Below are 17,359 nucleotides of genomic sequence, written 5' to 3'. Positions count from 1 at the left end.
TAGCGACGACCTAGGCCGCATCGAGCGGCAACGCCCTGCCGCGCCTGCGCGAGGCCCTTCCTTTGGGGTTGCGCAGGCCCCCGAAACGCCCTTTAAACCCCGCGAAACACCCCTTCAGTCGAGGCCCATGACCATGTCCCGTCGCCTGATCTCCACCGGCTCCCCGCTCGAGAAGACCGTCGGCTACAGCCGTGCCGTGATCGACGGCGAGTTCGCCTTCGTCGCGGGAACCACCGGCTATGACTACACCACGATGACGATGCCATCAGATGTCACGAGCCAGTCACGCAACTGCTTCAAGACCATCGCCGCCGCACTGACGGAGGGCGGCTTCGAGATGGCCGATATCGTCCGTGCGACCTACTACGTGACCGACGCCAGCTACATCGACGCCCACTTCGCCGTCTGCGGCGAGGTCCTCGCCGACATCAGGCCGGCGGCGACGTTGCTGGTCGTCAGCGCCCTCGCCAGGCCCGAGATGAAGGTCGAGATCGAAGTCACCGCCAAGCGCCGCGGCACCTAAAAAGCGCCGCAGCATCTGACAAGCGCCGCAGCGCCTGATCCATCCCTCACTGCCAGCACTTTCCGGAGAACCCATCCCATGAGCCCTCCCTCGCAGATCTACGCGAAGATCACCGGCCCCATCGTCATGGTCGGATTCGGCTCCATCGGCAAAGGCACGCTGCCGTTGATCGAGCGGCATCTCGACTACGACAAGTCGCGCATCACCGTGCTCGATCCCAAGGACGAGGGCCGCAAGGCACTTTGCGAGAAGCACAATGTCCGCTTCATCCAGAAGGGCCTGACCAAGGACAATTACCGCGAGGTTCTGACCCCGCTGCTAACCGAGGGCGGCGGCCAGGGCTTTTGCGTCAATCTCTCGGTCGATACCGGCTCGACCGACATCATGGAGCTCTGCAACGAGCTCGGCGCGCTCTACATCGACACCGTCAACGAGCCCTGGCTCGGGTTCTATTTCGATCCCTCGAAGGGCCCGGAAGCGCGCTCCAACTACGCGCTGCGCGAAACGACGCTGGCCGCCAAGAAGGCGCGCCCGGCGGGCTCGACCACGGCGGTCTCCTGCTGCGGCGCCAATCCGGGCATGGTCTCCTTCTTCGTCAAGCAGGCGCTGCTCAATGTCGCCGCCGATCTGAAGCTCAATGCCCCCAGGCCGAAGACCAAGGGCGAATGGGCGGATTTGATGCGGCAGGCCGGCATCAAGGGCATCCACATCGCCGAGCGCGACACCCAGCGCTCGAAGAAGCCGAAGGAGCCTGACGTCTTCGTCAACACCTGGTCGGTGGAAGGCTTCCTGTCGGAAGGCATGCAGCCATCCGAGCTCGGCTGGGGCACCCATGAGAAATGGATGCCCGAGAATGCGCACACCCATGAAGCCGGCTGCGGCGCCGCCATCTACCTGATGCAGCCCGGCGCCAACACGCGCGTGCGCACCTGGTGCCCGACCCGCGGCGCCCAGTATGGCTTCCTGGTCACCCACAACGAGTCGATCTCGATCGCCGATTACTTTACCGTGCGCGATGCCTCGGGCAAGGCGATCTACCGGCCGACCTGCCACTATGCCTATCATCCGGCTGACGATGCCGTGCTGTCGCTGCATGAAATGTTCGGCCGCGCCGGGAAGATGCAGGAGAAGCACCACATCCTCGACGAGAACGAGATCGTCGACGGCATCGACGAGCTCGGCGTGCTGCTGTTCGGCCATGACAAGAATGCCTATTGGTTCGGCTCGCAGCTCTCCATCGAGGAGACGCGCGAGCTCGCGCCCTACCAGAACGCCACCGGCCTGCAGGTGACCTCCGCCGTGCTCGGCGGCATGGTCTGGGCGCTGGAGAACCCGAACGAGGGCATCGTCGAAGCCGACGAGATGGATTTCGAGCGCCTGCTCGAAATTCAGCTGCCCTATCTCGGCCCGGTGAAGGGTTTTTATACCGACTGGACCCCGCTGACGGATCGTCCCGGACTGTTCCCGGAGGATATCGACACGTCTGATCCGTGGCAGTTCCGGAATATTCTGGTGCGGTAAGAGAAGCCCAAGCGTTCCGTCAATCATTGCCGAGTGACGCCGCCCCACACTCCACTGTCATGCCCCGGCTTGACCGGGGCATCCAGTACGCTGCGACTTCTCGACTCCAGCACTGCGGCCTCTGGAATACTGGATTGCCCGCCTTCGCGGGCAATGACACCGAGTGTTGAGAGGGAAGCTACTTCTTCTCAATCGGCGGCGCGATCTTCTCGGCCGGGGCCGGCGGCAGTGCTGGTTTGGCCGCGCCTGCCGCGCCCTGCGTCTGCGGCTCCGGCCGCGCGGGCTCGGGGGCCGGCGTGGTCGGCCGGTCGCCGCCGGGCTTCGCCTCCGCGGGCACCTTGCTCTGTTCGTCGGACGGGGTGCCCTGGAGCGGGGGCGTCGCCTGTGCCAGCTGCATCCGGCTTTCCGCGCGGATTTGCGCCAGCGACATCACCGATACCACAACGCCTGCTGCGAACAGCGCACCGGCGATTGTCAGATTGAGCTTCAGTCTGTGCTTGTCATCTTGGCCGGGCATGTCGATCACCGCCTTTGTCCTGGGGATCAACGAGTTTGGGGCGCGCCGGTTCCGGAACCGAAGACGCGGGGAACCCACGCGCCAAAACGCCGCGCTACTCCGTTGTGCTGACTTGCCAGGTCGCATGCCGCACGCCTGGGAGATGCTGCAGATCGGTCGCGACCGCGTTCAGCTCGTTCGGGTCGACCGCGCTCGCAACCAGCCTGGCGGCGATCTCCAGAATGTCCTCGCTGATCTCGGCGACTTCGATATCGGCCACCGCATATTTCGCCGCCTCGAGCTTGTCGACGAGGCGGTCGCGCATGTCGGGCAATGCGTCGGCCGCCACCGCGAGCTTGAAATAGTAGGTCGCCTCCAGCGCCTTCTCATTCAGCGGGATGCGGTTGATGGCGTTGACCAGCGGGCGCAGCATGGTGTTGCCGGCGATGACGAACACGGTCAGCGCGGCCGCCTGCGCGACCATGTCGGCGCCGGCGCAGGAGCCGACCGCGGCCGAGGCCCATAGCGTCGCTGCCGTATTGAGGCCGCGCACGTCCATGCCCTGCTTCATGATGACACCGGCGCCGAGGAAGCCGATGCCGGAGACGACGTAGGAGATCACCCGCACCGCGCCGTCGGCGCCGGTCAGGTGCATGGCGAGATCGACGAAGGCGGCCGCTCCCACCGCAACCAGCACGTTGGTGCGCAGCCCCGCGGTGCGCTGGCGGTACTGCCGCTCGGCGCCGATCAAGGTGCCCAGCACGAAGGCCGTGGTCAGGCTGATCAGCGTGTCGGCGAAATCGGCAAGCTGGAAGGTCGTCAGAAAGCGCATGAATTGAGCTGCCGTAGGGTGGGCAAAGGCGCGCTCTTCGCGCGACGTGCCCACCACTTTTGCTTTGCGGAGAGGATGGTGGGCACGGCGCAAGAGCGCCTTTGCCCACCCTACGGCCTGAAGGATGACAGTTTAAAGCTCGAGCAGACCGCCGTCCCCATTTTCGTCGGCAAACGCCAGCAGCGTGCCTTTGGCGTTCCAGGCAAGCGCGGCGACGGGAGGCGTGCCGTTGCGACGGACCAGGATCTCCGCGCCGTCCTCCATGCGGACCATCAGCACGGTGCCGTCGCTATAGCCGGCGGCGAGGATGTCGTTCTTGGGATGACAGGCGACCACGGAGACGCGCGCCTGCAGCGGCGCGAGCATCGCGGGCTCCTTGCCCATCGGGCCGTCCTTGCTGCCGAACGGCCAGATGATGACGGTATCGGCGCCCGAGGTCGCGAGCCCCTTACCGCCCGCGCTCCAGGACATCGAGCGGACGCGGCCGGGATAGCCGGTCATGCGCATGTGCCTGTTGTCGGCAAGCCGCCAGCCGTGCAGCGCCGGCTCGTGCATCGCTGTCACAAGAAATTTGTTGTCGGGGCTGAAGGTGACCGCGTGGTGCGAGCCGGCCCAGGGCAGGAATTCGGCCGATCCCGCCATGTTCGGAAACCACAGCGTCGCGCCGTTGTAATGCGCGATCGCGAGCCGCAGGCCCTTCGGCGCGAAGGCAAGGCCGCCGACGGTCGAGGGCACGTCGAGCGACTTCTCCTCGGCCTTGCCGCTCTTGACGGTCGCGGTCTTGCCGGCGGACCAGGCGAAGGCGCCGTCGGCCTGCAGCGCCACCGCGTCGATCCAGCGCCGCTTGGGATCGGTGGCGAGCAACGTCACATCGCCCTTGGCGTCGAGCGAGACCACCTTGCCGTCGTCGCCGCCCATCACGATGCGCTTGCCGTCGGAGGCGGTCGAGAGAATGCCGCCGCCATGCACGGCGACCGTGGTGATCTCGCAATTGGCATCGACGAATGCGACGTTCTCCTCGCCGCCGACGAAGACGGCGCGATCCCTCAGGAAATGCACCGAGGTCACGGCCATACCGAGCGCAACAGGCTTGACGCGGTCGGTGACGGAAACGATCGAAGCGGAATCGGAGGCGGGCGTAAACTCTTTCATCACGAGACGATGCAGCTCTCAAAGCCCTTGCGGATTGCCTCTTCGGGCAATTCGCGGCCGATGAAGACGAGGCGGCTCTCGCGCGGCTCGCCATCCTTCCACTTCCGCTGGTGGTTGCCCTCCAGCATCATGTGGACGCCCTGGAAGACGTAGCGGTCGTCGTCGTCGTGGAAGGAGAGGATGCCCTTGGAGCGCAGGATCTTGCCGCCCTCGACCTGCACCAGGTTCTGCAGCCAGGGCATGAACACGTTTGGATCGAGCGGCTTGTCGGTCTTCAGCGAGAGCGACTGCATGTCCTCATCGTGATAGTGCTTGAGGCCGTGACCGTGGTGATGATGGTCGTGGTCGTGATGGTGGTGATGATCATGGTCGTGATCATGATCGTCGGCCTCGAGGAAATCCGGCTCGATGTCGAGGATGCGGTCGAGATCGAACGCACCGCGATCGAGCACGTCGGCCAGCGCCACCGAGCAGCGCTCGGTGCGGTGCAGCTTCGCATAGGGGTTGATGCCGCGGATGCGCGCCTCGACCTCGGCGAGCTCGCCCTTGTTGACGAGATCGGTCTTGTTCAGCACGATGACGTCGGCAAAAGCGATCTGGTTCTTCGCCTCGGGCGCGTCCTTGAGCCGGTCGGACAGCCATTTGGCGTCGGCGACCGTCACGACCGCATCGAGCCGCGCGTTCTTCTGCACGTCCTCGTCGACGAAGAAGGTCTGCGCGACCGGCGCCGGATCGGCAAGACCGGTGGTCTCGACGATGATGGCGTCGAACTTGCCCTTGCGCTTCATCAGGCCGTCCATGATGCGGACGAGGTCGCCGCGCACGGTGCAGCAGATGCAGCCGTTGTTCATCTCGAACACTTCCTCGTCGGCGCCGATGATGAGATCGTTGTCGATGCCGATCTCGCCGAACTCGTTGACGATGACGGCGTATTTCTTGCCGTGGTTTTCGGACAGGATGCGGTTCAGCAGCGTGGTCTTGCCGGCGCCGAGATAGCCGGTCAGCACGGTCACGGGAATCTTCTGGGAGGTCGCTTCAGACATAACAACTCCGGACTTCAAGGCTTTTTCGCGCGACGCGAGGCGGGGTGGCCCCTGCCCTAGTGGTCAAGCGCGCTGGTCAGGGCCTTTATATTGTGCCTGACCATGTCAATGTAAGTGGGTGCAGGCCCCTTTTCGCCGGTCAAACCGTCCGAAATCAGGGTCCCGCCGACCCTGGCCCCGGTCTCGGCCGCGATCCGCCGGATCAGGCGATCGTCGGTGATATTTTCAAGGAACACGGCCGGGATTTTCTGGGCCTTGATCTGGCCGATGATGGCGGCGATATCGCGCGCGCTCGGCTCGGTTTCCGTGGAGACGCCCAGGGGCGCGATGAACTGGATACCGTACTCGGCGGAAAAATAGCCGAAGGCGTCGTGGGTGGAGATCACCTTGCGCCGCTCGGTTGGGATCTTGCCAACGGCCTCGCGGACCTCGCGGTCGAGTGTTTCGAGCTTTTCCAAATAGGCCTTGGCCCGGTCTTGGAAGAACTCCGCGTCGTCAGGAGCGGCTACGGCCAGCGCATTGGCAATGTCCGTGACGTAGATCTTTGCGTTGGGAATGGACTGCCAGGCGTGGGGATCAGCGGCCGAACCTAATTTCAGCGGCGCAATGCCGGCGCTCGCGGTGATTACCTGCGCCTTGCTGCCCGCTGATTGCACGAGGCGCGGCAGCCAGCCCTCCAGCCCGAGCCCGTTGACGATGACAAGCTTCGCCGCCGCGACCCGCTTCGCATCGCTAGGGGCCGGCGTATAGACGTGGACGTCGCTGTCAGGCCCGACCAGCGTCGTCAGGTTGATGCGGTCACCACCGACATTGCGAACGAAATCGCCGAGGATCGAGAAGCTCGCAACGACGTTGAGCCGCTCCGCGGCCTCAAGCGGCGAGGCGATCAGCAACAGTGCACAAAGCAGGATGAGCCGCATTGTCATGCTTCCAGATGCCGGCCGGGAAATAGCTGCCGGACGATGCCGCCGACGCGGCCGAACAGGACGGAGACGATGTAGAGCACCGTCGCCACCAGAATGATCGCGGGGCCTGAAGGCACGCGGGTCTGGAACGAGAGCACGAGGCCGGCATAGCCCGACACCGCAGCGGCCACCACGGCGATGCAGATCATCGCGGTGAGATCGCGCGACCAGAACCTTGCGATGCCCGCGGGCAGGATCATCAGCCCCACCGCCAGCAGCGTGCCCAGCGCCTGAAAGCCGTTGACCAGGTTGATGACGACCAGCGCGAGGAAGGCGAGATGGGCCGGGCCGCCGGCCCGGCTCACGGTGCGCAGGAACAGGGGATCGACGCTCTCGATCACCAGCGGGCGGTAGATCACTGCGAGCACCAGCAGCGTCACCGTGGCGTTGAAGGCGACCACCAGCAGGGTCTGGTCGTCCATCGCGAGGATGTTGCCGAACAGCACGTGCAGCAAGTCGATATTGGTGCCCTTGATCGAGACGATGGTGACACCGAGCGCAAGCGAAGCGAGATAGAAGGTCGCGAGCGAGGCGTCCTCCTTCAGGCCGGTCGAGCGTGCGACCACACCGGCGAGGATCGCGACGGCAAAGCCGGCGATCAGGCCGCCAGCGGTCATCGCGAACAAGTTCAGGCCGGAGAGCAGGAAACCGACCGCCGCGCCCGGCAGGATCGCATGCGCCATGGCGTCGCCGACGAGGCTCATCCGGCGCAGCATCAGGAACACCCCGATCGGCGCGCCCGCCAGCGCCAGTGCGATCACCGCGGCGAGCGCCCGCCGCATGAACTCGAATTCGGTGAACGGACCGATCAGCGCGTCATAGAGCATCGGAGATCAGGCCGCCCGCGAGCTTATATCATCGGCCGCGCAGGCCGCCGCGCTGTCGTCGAAGGCCTCGCACATCCGCATCGCGACCAGCAGGTTTTCCGGCGTCAGCACCTCCGCCGTCGGTCCCCACGCGACCGGGCCGCGCGCCAGCACCAGTGTTTCGGCGAAATGGTTGCGCACCATCTCCATGTCGTGCAGCGCGGCGAGCACGGTGCGGCCCTCGCCGTGCCAGCGCTTCACCAGCGCGAGCAGATCGGTGGTGGTCTTGCTGTCGATGGCGTTGAAGGGCTCATCCAACACGATCAGGCTGGCATCCTGGAGCAGCACCCGCGCGAACAGCACGCGCTGCATCTGGCCGCCGGAAAGCGTGCCGATCGGGCGGTTCTCGAACCCGCTGAGGCCAACGGCTCCGATTGCGCGGAGTATCTTGTCGCGCGCGGCCTTGCCGATGCCGCCGAACAGGCCCGTGCCACGCCACAGCCCGGTGCCGACGAAATCGAACACCGAGATCGGGAAGCTGCGGTCGATCTCCGCACTCTGCGGCAGATAGGCGATGTCCCTGCTGTCGAGCCCGCCGAGATGGATGCTGCCGTCGAGCGGCCTCAGGATGCCGACGATGCCGCGCAGCAGCGTCGACTTGCCGGCGCCGTTCGGACCGATCACCGCAACCAGCGCACCCGGCGCGACCTCGCCGCTGAGATGATGCACGGCGGGGTGCCGGTCGTAGCCGAGCGTGACATTGTGGAAATGCAGCGCTGCCATCCTCACCTCATTGCCAGCAAGACGATGCCCCACAGCACGGCACAGACGGCGAGCGCGGCCGCGAGGCGGCCCGCCATGGTCATGCGCAGGATCGACCAGGGCGCGGCCTGGGCGGGGTGCGGCGAAGCCGCATCGTGGACATGGGCGTGGGTGTGATCGTGCCCGTGAGAATGCTCGTCGCCATGACCATGGGAGTGGCCATGAGCATGGTCGTGCTGATGGGCGTGGGACGCGGCGGGAGCCATTTGCGGACGTTATATTATAACATTACGCCTGTCCACGGCTGGACCGACATCCCGGCTCAGGGCTTGCCGATCACCATGGCGATGGCGGCTGCCACGAACGGGAACGGCACCGAGACGGCGCAGCGGAACCAGACGAAACGGGCGGGCATGAACGGGATCTCCCACAAGATCACCCGCTGGAAGGCAAACAGCGCCCAGGCGACGACATAGGCGACCACCTGCGGCATCCCACCGCCCGACTTCAGCGCGACCGTGCCGATGGAGAAGCCGACCACGGGCCCCCCGGGCGTGGCCGCACCGGCGACCACGGCGGTGGCAACCCCGAGCCAGCCGCTATCCGGGCCGAGCCAGCCGGTGATCACCTCCTGCGGAATGATCGCAGCGATGTAGCCGGAGCCGATCACGCCGAGCGCAATCCGCGGCACGATGTTGACGAAGTCCATCGTGCCTTCGCGCAAGGAGGCCTTGAACACCGGCGCGCCGCGGCGAAAGGCGATCAGCCCGACGCCGAGCACCGAACCCCACAGCAGAACGTCGATCAGGAGCGCTGCGCTCAACTCTCGTCGTCCTTCGCGAGTGGCTTCGGATAGAGCCTGACGTAGACGAAGCGGCCGAGGGCGCCGGCGAGCACGGGCAGCGGCAGCGAGATCAAAATCCGCCACAGCGTGAAATCGGTCCCCATGATCGGGATTTCCCAGGCGACCGCCCGCCCATAGCCGATCAGGGTCCAGCTCACGACCATGGCGATGGTTGCGCCGAAATCGGCGCCGACCGCGAGCAGCGCGCTCGCCACCGGATAAGCGGTGAAGGGACCGCCGGGCAGAATTGCCCCGAAGGCGGTGCCGATCAGCAGGCCCATCAGCCCGGATTTCGGCCCGAGCGAGCGCGAGACTTTCTCGTGCGGCAGGATTTCCGAGATGAAGGCGCCGAGCAGGCAGCCGGCGAGCACGCGCGGCAGGATGCCCGAGAACAGCGAGAGATCGTGGGTGAGTATGTCCAGAACGCCGTCGGTGCCGTCGCGCCGCCAGACCAGTGCCGCACTCACCGCCACCAGAGCTGCTATGATGATGGTCGACCAGCCGATCGGCTTGCGGACCCGGCCCGGCCGCGGCTCGGATTCCGCGTCGCCGCCAGGCGCCGGATTGTTCGGGGAAGGTTCTGACAACGGGCTGGGTCGCTCGAGGATGATGCCCGCCCTGATTAAGGGCCGTGTTCCCCCGATGCAAACGGTACGATGACAGACCCGTGCGCGCTCGGCGCAGGGCAATTCCGCACAGCAAAAAAGGCGGTCGCGCCTGCGACCGCCTTTGTTTCTGTCATTCCGGGGCGGCGCGTCAGCGCCGAGCCCGGAATCCATCGGGCGTCACCCGAACGGACAATGGATTCCGGGCTCGCGCTTTCGCGCGCCCCGGAATGACATCGTCACGCCTTCTCGAACAGGGACTCCACGTATTCCCAGTTCACGAGGTTCTCGACGAACGCCTTGAGATAATCAGGGCGGCGGTTGCGATAGTCGATGTAGTAGGAGTGCTCCCAGACGTCGCAGCCGAGGATCGGGGTGGCGCCGTGCACCAGCGGATTCTCGCCGTTCGGGGTCTTTGAGATCTCGAGCTTGCCGTTCTTGACCTGGAGCCAGCACCAGCCGGAGCCGAACTGGCCGACGCCGGCCGCCTGGAAGTCCGTCTTGAACTTCTCGAAGCCGCCGAGGTCCTCGTTGATCTTCTTCTCGATCTTGCCCGGCAGCTTGGTGCCGCCGCCATTGGGCTTCATCCAGCTCCAGAAATGGATGTGGTTGTAGTGCTGGCCGGCGTTGTTGAACACCGCAGGGTTCTTGCCGAACGAGCCCTTGACGATCTCTTCAAGGGACTTGCCTTCCCATTCGGTCCCCTTGAGCGCGTTGTTGCCGTTGGTGACGTAGGCCTGATGATGCTTGTCGTGGTGATATTCCAGCGTCTCCTTCGACATGTACTGGCCGAGGGCGTCATAGGCGTAAGGAAGTGGGGGCAGCGTAAAGGTCATGGCTTCTTGTCCGCAACTGGTGGGGAACGAGTTCTAACGGTCACCCCTTATAGAAGGTTCCGCCGCCATTAAATACCTCAGAATTTGCGAAAAGGCGTGACGGGGTGCGCCGTGCCCGAATGCACAAATTGATCGCAATCGGCCACCGTCGATCAGGCCTGCGGGCCGTGGTAAAATATCATTGCCTTTGAAGCGCTTAAGACAGAACAAGCGCGCCACGAAACGGAGCTGTGGAGGACCACGCCATGAGCATCGAAATCGACATATTGAACGGCGACGCCTCGTGGCCGATCGCGGAGCCGCTGCTTCAGGCGGTCTGGGCACCGCAGTTGGTCGCAGGCAAGCCCTGGGCTCACGTCAAATGGGCCAATGCCGATCTCCGCGTGCTGCTCGAGACGCCCGAGGACGGTCTCGTCTGCCACGTCGGCATCTACTTCCGCACCATCACCTGGAACGGACAGAAGGTTCATGTCGGCGGCATCGGCGGCGTCTCCACGCGCGAGGACCGGCGCGGCCGTGGCTATGCAACCACGGCTATCGAGGCAGCGGTGCATACGATCCGCGCCAACGAGGCGGTCCGTTTCGCCCTGCTGGTCTGCGAGCCGCACAACGCGGCCTTCTACCAGGCCCGGAGCTGGCTGCCCTTCAACGGCGAGATCTATTGCGAGCAGCCGGAAGGGCGGATCCGGTTCACCTACATGGCGCCCTATGTCTTCCACATCGTGCGCGCGCCGACGCTGGGCACGATCGACCTATGCGGCCTGCCGTGGTGAGCCCTGCATGAGCCAGGGCTGCGCCGGCCGCCTCATTCTCTTATAATATGTCGATCATCATTTAATATTCCGCCCGGTGAACATGACGATCGACGCCCCCGCAGATGCCGCCCCGCCGGTTGCGCCGGTCGCCTCCCCCATCGCAAGCCTCCTGACCGCGCCGATCCTGCCGACATTGCTGCGGCTCGCGATCCCCAACATGATCGCGATGGTCGGCAGCACGCTGGTTGCGGTGGCCGAGACCTCCTATATCGGCCGCCTCGGCACCATCCCGCTCGCCGCGATCGCGCTGGTGTTTCCGTTCGCGATGCTGACGCAGATGATGAGCGCCGGCGCGATGGGCGGCGGCGTCTCCTCTGCGATCAGCCGCGCGCTCGGCGCAGGGGATCGCGACCGCGCCGCGACGCTGGCGCTGCATGCCGCCATCATCGGCCTTTGCGGCGGGCTGTTCTTCACGGTGATGATGCTCGCCTTCGGTCGCTCCTTCTTCGCGCTGCTCGGCGGACGCGAGCGCGTCCTCGAGGAGGCCAGCGGCTATTCACAGGTGCTGTTCTCCGGCGCGGTCGCGATCTGGCTCGTCAACACGCTGGCCTCGGTGATCCGCGGCACCGGCGACATGCGCCTGCCTTCGATGACGTTGATCGGGACGAGCGTGCTCCAGATCGTGCTCGGCGGCACGCTGGGCCTCGGGCTGTTCGGCGTGCCGCAACTCGGCATGCCGGGCGTCGCCAGCGGCCAGCTGATCGCGTTCAGCTGCGCCGCGCTGTTCTTCCTCTGGTATCTCCTGTCCGGCCGCAGCCGGCTGCCGCTCGATCTCCGCGCCTTCCATTTCGAGCGCGCGATGTTCCTGGACATTCTCAAAGTCGGCGCGGTGGCCTGCCTGTCGCCGCTGCAGACCGTGCTCACCATCCTGATCTTCACAAGGATCCTCGCGACCTTCGGCACCGAGATGCTGGCCGGCTACGGCATCGGCTCGCGGCTGGAATTTCTGCTGATCCCGATCACCTTCGCCTTCGGCATCGCCTCGGTGCCGATGGTCGGCATGGCGATCGGCGCCGGACATGTGAAGCGCGCGCGGCGTGTGGCCTGGACCGCGGCTGCGGCCTCAGGACTCACGGTGGGCCTGATCGGCCTCGCCGTTGCGCTCGCTCCGTCGCTGTGGGTCGGGCTGTTCACGCGCGATCCCGACGTCACCGCCGCCGCGCACAGCTATTTCCACTGGGCCGGTCCAGCCTTCGTGTTCTTCGGCATGGGCGTGTCGCTTTACTTCTCCTCGCAAGGCGCCGCACGCGTCGGCGGGCCCGTGCTCGCCTCCACGGCACGGCTTCTAATCGTGGCGGTCGGCGGCATCGGACTGATGACCGCGCAGGCTCCGGCCTGGACCCTGTTCGCGCTGGTCGGCGGCGCCATGGTCGTGTTCGGGCTCTCGACCGCCGCCTCGGTCGCTTTCGCGCGCTGGGGCAAATGATCGCAGGCAAAATGTTCGGGCAACTGAACGCAGGAATGTGATTCCATCAGGCGTTGCGCGCGCTCGATTTGCTGCTATGGAGGCGCCTCCATTCCGGGGCTCCTCTCCATGACATTCAGATTCGCCGTTCTCACCGTCATTCTGGCTGCGCTGATCGGTGCGCCTTCCGCCTATGCGCAGAACGCCGAAGGGACCTGGCTCACCCAGGCGGGCGATGCGCGCGTCAAGATCAGCAAATGCGGCGGCGGCATCTGCGGCCACATCGTCTGGCTGCGCGAGCCCTTGGACACTGCGACCGGCCAGCCCGCCACCGACAGCAAGAATCCCAATCCCGCGCTCGCCAGGCGTCCGATGATCGGCCTGCCCTTGTTCAGCGGCATGGAGCCGGCGGGACCGAACAAATGGTCGGGCCAGATCTACAATGCCGACGACGGCGGCACCTATGCGAGCAACATCAGCCTGACTGGCGCGGACGCGCTGCGGGTCGAAGGCTGCGTCGGCGCGCTCTGCGGCGGCGAGACCTGGACGCGCACGGGCCGCTAACCCGCTGCCATCATCGCCTTCAACGCCGTCGCCGCCGAGGCATAGCCGCCGCGCGCGCCGTCGATGAAATGGACGTGATCGCTGCGCAGTGCCGACGGCGTGAAGCAGGTCATCATCGCGGCGTCCTGCCGATGCAGGCCGTAGCGCACGATGCCTTCGCGCGCGGCGGCTTTGAGACGATCGTTCAACGCGCGCTCGAGCTGCGGCGTGCAGTCCAGTATCATGCGCAGGCCGTCGTCATATTTGCGGAAGTCCGAGTTCTCGACGACCTGGCGCTTGTAGAGGCTGGGCACGAAGCCGCCGATCTTGATGTCGAAGCGCATGATGAGATAGGCGAACAGCGTATAGGCCAGCACGCTGGCTCTGCGCGCGAGCAACGGCCCCCCACGCCTGGTGCGGGCCTCGAATTCTACGCCCTGCGGCGGCCATTTCAGCGGCGGCCCCTGCGGCGGCACCGGGCGCCCGCCCTCCGGGCTGCGCTCGACGAGATGGATGATGTCCTCGATCACCTTGCGGAAGGCCTGCGGATCGACGCCGCGCGCCGGCATCACCAGCACCGACAGGATCAGGCCGCGCGCAGCCGGCATCACCTCGAAACGGCACGACAGGCCCGAGAGGTCCGGCTGCGTGCCGGCGGGCGCCTCCTCGACGGCAAACTCGCCGCGCTTCATCGCGGCGTCGGCCCAGGCGAGTCCGCCGCCCGAGAACATCGCATAGGACAGATTGGGCGACGGCCCGAACCGGGCGACGCGCACGTCGAGGCCCTGTGCGCGAATGACGCTGACCGGCACCAATGCGACGCGCATGGTCAGATCGAGGTCTTCCCGCACCCAGGTCGCGGTCGCCGCCAGCGCCTCGCGGGCAAGTTCGACATCGTCAGGCGCCACCGCGAAGCTGGCGCCGTCGCCGCCGAACACGAAGGGGAATTCCCGCCCCTGCAGCGCATTGGTTACCGCCGCGATCACGGCGGCGCCCGCCATGTTCACGGCCTTGTAGCGCAGCGCCGCGATCGCCTTGGTCGAATCGACGATATCGGCCACACCGATGCTCCAGTCGTCCGGCAGCGGCGCATAGAGCGCGGGATCCATCAGGCTGGTGAAGCCTCGGAAGACGGGAATGCCGCCATAGAAGGACTCGCCTGAGCTCATCGGGATTACCGGATGGTTGGAATGCGAAACAAAATACGTGGCAGGATCGATCCGGGTTCGCTGGCCGGCACCCGCTTTCGATCATTGGCCGAAACCGGCCCGGACAACAAGATGCGGCCGCGTTGCAATGGCGCGACGGGATCATTGATCGGCATCAAACGACCGCCCGGGGAGAGCGGCTATCGACGGTCGGCTCCAAGAGGTTGAGGGCCGCCGGAATTTTCACACGAACGAATCGACTTGCCGAAGCAGCGACCGTGAGCGGCTAGTGCAGCTGCTCGTCCTCGCGCTTGCGCAGCCGGGATGCAGGGACATCGTGGCAGCCGACGAGACGCACGAATTGCTGCGGATACATCTCGTGACCGTGAGCGCCGGAATTCTGATGCGACATCGGCGGACAGCGAACCTCATCCGGCTTTACACGGACTGGCTCCGTCAGGGCCCGATTTGAAGCGGTCATGTTTGAAGTGGCCATCGACTGCTCCTCTTCGACTAGGGCAGATCGATTGACGTAACCCAATCGATTGCGGGGCATCTTACGACCAAATCCGGCTGGCTGTCATTGCGCCCGATCAACGCAATTGTGGCAGCCGGGTTCCGCTTACGCCGTGTTCCCGGCATCGATGGTGAACACGGTGCCGGTGACGTTGCGGCCGCCGTCGCCCAGAAGGTATTCCACCATGCGCGCGACGTCGTCCGTCTCCGGCAACCGGCGCAGCGCGCTGCGGCCGGCGATGCGCTTGCGGCCTTCGTCGGAGAGAGTGTGCGTCAGCTCGGTGTCGATGAAGCCCGGCGCGATCGCGTTCACGGTGATGCCGAGCTTGCCGACCTCGCGCGCGAGCGAGCGGGTGAAGCCGGTCGCGGCGGCCTTGGTCGCGCCGTAGACGGACAGGCCGTTATAGCCTGTCGTCGCGATGATGGAGGAGATGTTGATGATGCGGCCGGCGCCGTCAGCCATCATCTGCCGGGCCACGTATTTAGTGAGGATGATCGGCGACAGCACGTTGAGCTGCACCAGCGCCTCGATCTCGGAATTGTGCATGGTGGCGAGCAGGCCTTCGGTGCCGAGACCGGCATTGTTGACGAGGCCGTGGATCGGGCCGAATTCGTCGCGCACGAGCTTCGCGAAAGCCGGGATCGCATCGATTACGGCAAGATCGCAGGCGCGGAAATGCAGGCGGCCGTCGGCGGCAGCGATGGCCGCGTTGAGCTCGTTGCTTTCGCGCCGCGCCGCCGCGATGACGTTGAAGCCGGCCGCGACCAGGCGCTTGCCGATCGCAAGCCCGATGCCGCGGCTGCCGCCGGTGACCAGAACGTTATGCATCGGTGCGCGCCAGTTTTCCGGCCGGGGTGACGTCGAGCGCCTCGACGAAGCGGAGCACCGCCGGCACCTTGTGGGATGCGAGCTGGGCGCGGCACAGCGCGAGGATCTGGTCGCGGATCTCTTTCGCGCGCGCAGGATCGGTGCCCTCAGCGAGGATCACGTCCGCGACGACGATGCCGCCGGTGATCGGGCTCTTGCGCGACTTCGCGCGGGACATCCGCACGTCGGGATGGCGGTTGATCACCGCCTCGATCTCCTCGGGGTGGACCTTCAGCCCGCCGATATTGATGATGCCGCCGCGGCGGCCGACGAAATAATAGCGGTCGCCGCGCAGCTCGACGATGTCGCCGCTGTCGACGAACCCGTCGCCGTCGGTGAGCGCGGCGGCATTGCGGCCGATATAGGCATGGGCGGTGCGCGTCGAGCGGATGCGCAGCGAGCCGTCGACGACCTTCATCTCGACGCCGTTGCGGTTGCCGAGATAGTCGGCCGGAAAGCCTTCCAGCCCGTCATTGACGGCGAAGCCGACGCCGGCCTCGGTCGAGGCATAGGCATGGCCGACGGACGCATTGGGGAATGCCGCCTTCAGGCCGTCGAGCACGGCCTGGTCGGCGATCTCGCCGGAGAGGCGGACGTAAGCCGGGGCGAATTGCGCGGCCGAGCCGCTCATCAGGAGCTTGCGCCAGTGCGAGGGCGTGCCGGAGATATGCGAGACATTGCGCGCCTTCAGCCGCGCGACGTGATCGGCGAGCGCCTCATGTGGATCGGATAGCACCAACGAGCCGCCGGAGAGGATGGCGCGGAGAAAGATTTGCAGGCCGCCATAGCGGCGGATGTCGTAGAACGTCGCCCAGACCGGTGCAGGTCCGCGTGCGGGGCCTTCGGCGACGATCGCGCCGGTCAGCGCTTCCAGCGTATGGCCGGCGATCTTTGGCACGCCCGAGGTGCCCGAAGTCAGCATCAGCCATTCGGTGGCGCGCTCGGTCCTGGCCGGCGCGGCGGCTTGAAGCGGCAATTGCGCGGTGACGATCAGCGGCACGTCGGACGCAGCCCAGCGATCGGGCTCATCGGTGACGACAGCATCGATCCCGGCGTCCGCAATCAATGCATCGAGATGCGCGGGATTGAGGTCCGGCGGACACAGCAGCATGCGGCGGGCGATGCCGTCGAGCTCGATCATGGCAAGGCCGGACCGAAGCTGGTCCGACAGCTTGAGCAGCACGGCGCGGCCCGCCAACTCACGCAGGCGGCCGCCCAGAACCGTGTGCGACAGGATGTCGGTCAGCGACACGACATCGTGCGCATCGGAGATGGTGCGGCCTTTCAGCTCCGCGCCGAGATGGTCGCGAAGCGCAAAGATCTCACGCGGGGACATTTTCGTAGGCCCGCACGAAATCGCCCACCGTGGCGGGGAACGCGGTGTCCTCGGAGATGGTGAAGGGGTCGACGCCGGTCTCGTCTTCCAGACGCGCGACAAGAATTGCGAAGGCGAGTGAGTCAAAGCCCGTCTCGTGCAGGGACAGATCGTCCGAGAGGGCGGGAAGCGTGACGTGCTGCTCCTTGGCGATCTGCTGGATCGCTTCGATGACCTTTGACCTTACCGACATGGCTGGCTCGCTTTTGTTATCGATCTCGTTGTTGCGGCGGCTCTTGATGACCGCCTCCCCATGGCAGCCTGTTTACCCGACAGAAGTAAATGGCTTCTTGGACAATTCAGA

At 65.6% G+C, this 17,359-nt stretch carries 22 protein-coding genes; 5 read left to right on the top strand and 17 right to left on the bottom strand.

Annotation, left to right across the window (positions count from 1 at the left end; translation table 11 throughout):
• Window positions 1-133: 133 nt before the first annotated feature.
• Both ACNJYD_RS05615 and ACNJYD_RS05610 read left to right on the top strand, forming a co-directional pair.
• Window positions 134-523 carry a RidA family protein gene (locus tag ACNJYD_RS05615; protein WP_172785229.1) on the top strand — a complete coding sequence of 130 codons (390 nt, stop codon included), beginning with the start codon at window positions 134-136 and terminating at the stop codon, window positions 521-523.
• Between the two features lie 78 nt (window positions 524-601).
• Complete coding sequence (locus ACNJYD_RS05610) at window positions 602-2,044, top strand: homospermidine synthase (RefSeq protein WP_212254072.1); 1,443 nt, start codon at window positions 602-604, stop codon at window positions 2,042-2,044.
• 178 nt (window positions 2,045-2,222) lie between these two features.
• Here ACNJYD_RS05610 and ACNJYD_RS05605 read toward each other — a convergent pair whose 3' ends face one another.
• The 11 genes from ACNJYD_RS05605 to ACNJYD_RS05555 form a co-directional block, all read right to left on the bottom strand.
• A complete protein-coding gene (locus ACNJYD_RS05605) occupies window positions 2,223-2,561 on the bottom strand; it encodes a hypothetical protein (RefSeq protein ID WP_439365620.1) in 339 nt (112 codons plus the stop codon).
• 94 nt (window positions 2,562-2,655) lie between these two features.
• Entirely contained in the window at window positions 2,656-3,372 is a 717-nt protein-coding gene (locus ACNJYD_RS05600) for an MgtC/SapB family protein (protein WP_172785015.1), read from the bottom strand.
• A 132-nt stretch (window positions 3,373-3,504) separates the two neighbouring features.
• Window positions 3,505-4,524 carry a WD40 repeat domain-containing protein gene (locus tag ACNJYD_RS05595; protein WP_212254070.1) on the bottom strand — a complete coding sequence of 340 codons (1,020 nt, stop codon included), beginning with the start codon at window positions 4,522-4,524 and terminating at the stop codon, window positions 3,505-3,507.
• Window positions 4,524-5,567 carry a CobW family GTP-binding protein gene (locus ACNJYD_RS05590; RefSeq protein ID WP_212254069.1) on the bottom strand — a complete coding sequence of 348 codons (1,044 nt, stop codon included), beginning with the start codon at window positions 5,565-5,567 and terminating at the stop codon, window positions 4,524-4,526. Before ACNJYD_RS05590 ends, ACNJYD_RS05595 begins: the two co-directional genes overlap by 1 nt.
• 56 nt (window positions 5,568-5,623) lie before the next feature.
• A complete protein-coding gene (locus tag ACNJYD_RS05585; protein WP_212254068.1) occupies window positions 5,624-6,487 on the bottom strand; it encodes a metal ABC transporter substrate-binding protein in 864 nt (287 codons plus the stop codon).
• 2 nt (window positions 6,488-6,489) lie between these two features.
• Window positions 6,490-7,359: a metal ABC transporter permease gene (locus ACNJYD_RS05580; RefSeq protein ID WP_212254067.1), complete on the bottom strand. Its 870-nt coding sequence runs from the start codon at window positions 7,357-7,359 to the stop codon at window positions 6,490-6,492.
• A 6-nt stretch (window positions 7,360-7,365) separates the two neighbouring features.
• Entirely contained in the window at window positions 7,366-8,121 is a 756-nt protein-coding gene (locus ACNJYD_RS05575) for a metal ABC transporter ATP-binding protein (protein WP_172785019.1), read from the bottom strand.
• Window positions 8,122-8,123: 2 nt separating this feature from the next.
• Window positions 8,124-8,366 carry a hypothetical protein gene (locus ACNJYD_RS05570; protein ID WP_172785020.1) on the bottom strand — a complete coding sequence of 81 codons (243 nt, stop codon included), beginning with the start codon at window positions 8,364-8,366 and terminating at the stop codon, window positions 8,124-8,126.
• A 56-nt stretch (window positions 8,367-8,422) separates the two neighbouring features.
• The gene (locus tag ACNJYD_RS05565) at window positions 8,423-8,923 is read right to left on the bottom strand and encodes a hypothetical protein (protein ID WP_172785021.1); all 501 of its coding nucleotides are present in this window, start codon (window positions 8,921-8,923) and stop codon (window positions 8,423-8,425) included.
• Window positions 8,920-9,531, bottom strand: coding sequence for a permease (locus ACNJYD_RS05560; RefSeq protein WP_212254066.1), 612 nt, complete (start codon window positions 9,529-9,531; stop codon window positions 8,920-8,922). Before ACNJYD_RS05560 ends, ACNJYD_RS05565 begins: the two co-directional genes overlap by 4 nt.
• 257 nt (window positions 9,532-9,788) lie before the next feature.
• Window positions 9,789-10,385: a superoxide dismutase gene (locus ACNJYD_RS05555; protein WP_172785023.1), complete on the bottom strand. Its 597-nt coding sequence runs from the start codon at window positions 10,383-10,385 to the stop codon at window positions 9,789-9,791.
• A gap of 245 nt (window positions 10,386-10,630) precedes the next feature.
• Between ACNJYD_RS05555 and ACNJYD_RS05550 the strand changes: the two genes are divergently transcribed.
• The 3 genes from ACNJYD_RS05550 to ACNJYD_RS05540 all read left to right on the top strand — a co-directional run bounded on the left by ACNJYD_RS05550 (window position 10,631) and on the right by ACNJYD_RS05540 (window position 13,169).
• Window positions 10,631-11,158, top strand: coding sequence for a GNAT family N-acetyltransferase (locus ACNJYD_RS05550; RefSeq protein WP_212254065.1), 528 nt, complete (start codon window positions 10,631-10,633; stop codon window positions 11,156-11,158).
• A gap of 82 nt (window positions 11,159-11,240) precedes the next feature.
• Window positions 11,241-12,626, top strand: a complete 1,386-nt coding sequence (locus tag ACNJYD_RS05545; RefSeq protein WP_212254064.1) for an MATE family efflux transporter — start codon at window positions 11,241-11,243, stop codon at window positions 12,624-12,626.
• Between the two features lie 108 nt (window positions 12,627-12,734).
• Window positions 12,735-13,169, top strand: coding sequence for a DUF2147 domain-containing protein (locus ACNJYD_RS05540; RefSeq protein ID WP_212254063.1), 435 nt, complete (start codon window positions 12,735-12,737; stop codon window positions 13,167-13,169).
• Here ACNJYD_RS05540 and ACNJYD_RS05535 read toward each other — a convergent pair.
• The 6 genes from ACNJYD_RS05535 to ACNJYD_RS05510 form a co-directional block, all read right to left on the bottom strand.
• Window positions 13,166-14,317, bottom strand: coding sequence for a DUF3095 domain-containing protein (locus ACNJYD_RS05535; RefSeq protein ID WP_212254062.1), 1,152 nt, complete (start codon window positions 14,315-14,317; stop codon window positions 13,166-13,168). The two genes, ACNJYD_RS05540 and ACNJYD_RS05535, sit on opposite strands and share 4 nt — an antisense overlap.
• A 5-nt stretch (window positions 14,318-14,322) precedes the next feature.
• Complete coding sequence (locus ACNJYD_RS05530) at window positions 14,323-14,472, bottom strand: hypothetical protein (RefSeq protein ID WP_212254061.1); 150 nt, start codon at window positions 14,470-14,472, stop codon at window positions 14,323-14,325.
• A 110-nt stretch (window positions 14,473-14,582) separates the two neighbouring features.
• On the bottom strand, window positions 14,583-14,792 hold the full coding sequence (locus ACNJYD_RS05525; protein ID WP_172785028.1) for a hypothetical protein: 210 nt from the start codon (window positions 14,790-14,792) through the stop codon (window positions 14,583-14,585).
• A gap of 126 nt (window positions 14,793-14,918) precedes the next feature.
• The gene (locus ACNJYD_RS05520) at window positions 14,919-15,641 is read right to left on the bottom strand and encodes an SDR family NAD(P)-dependent oxidoreductase (protein ID WP_439365619.1); all 723 of its coding nucleotides are present in this window, start codon (window positions 15,639-15,641) and stop codon (window positions 14,919-14,921) included.
• A complete protein-coding gene (locus ACNJYD_RS05515) occupies window positions 15,634-17,016 on the bottom strand; it encodes a class I adenylate-forming enzyme family protein (RefSeq protein ID WP_212254059.1) in 1,383 nt (460 codons plus the stop codon). Before ACNJYD_RS05515 ends, ACNJYD_RS05520 begins: the two co-directional genes overlap by 8 nt.
• On the bottom strand, window positions 17,003-17,248 hold the full coding sequence (locus tag ACNJYD_RS05510) for an acyl carrier protein (protein WP_212254058.1): 246 nt from the start codon (window positions 17,246-17,248) through the stop codon (window positions 17,003-17,005). Before ACNJYD_RS05510 ends, ACNJYD_RS05515 begins: the two co-directional genes overlap by 14 nt.
• Between the last annotated feature and the right edge of the window lie 111 nt (window positions 17,249-17,359).

Origin of the sequence: Bradyrhizobium sp. SPXBL-02, from assembly GCF_051853065.1 — a bacterium.
Taxonomy (GTDB): domain Bacteria; phylum Pseudomonadota; class Alphaproteobacteria; order Rhizobiales; family Xanthobacteraceae; genus Bradyrhizobium.
The sequence above is the reverse complement of the archived record's forward strand: the minus strand, read 5'-3'. Positions and strand labels throughout refer to the sequence as shown.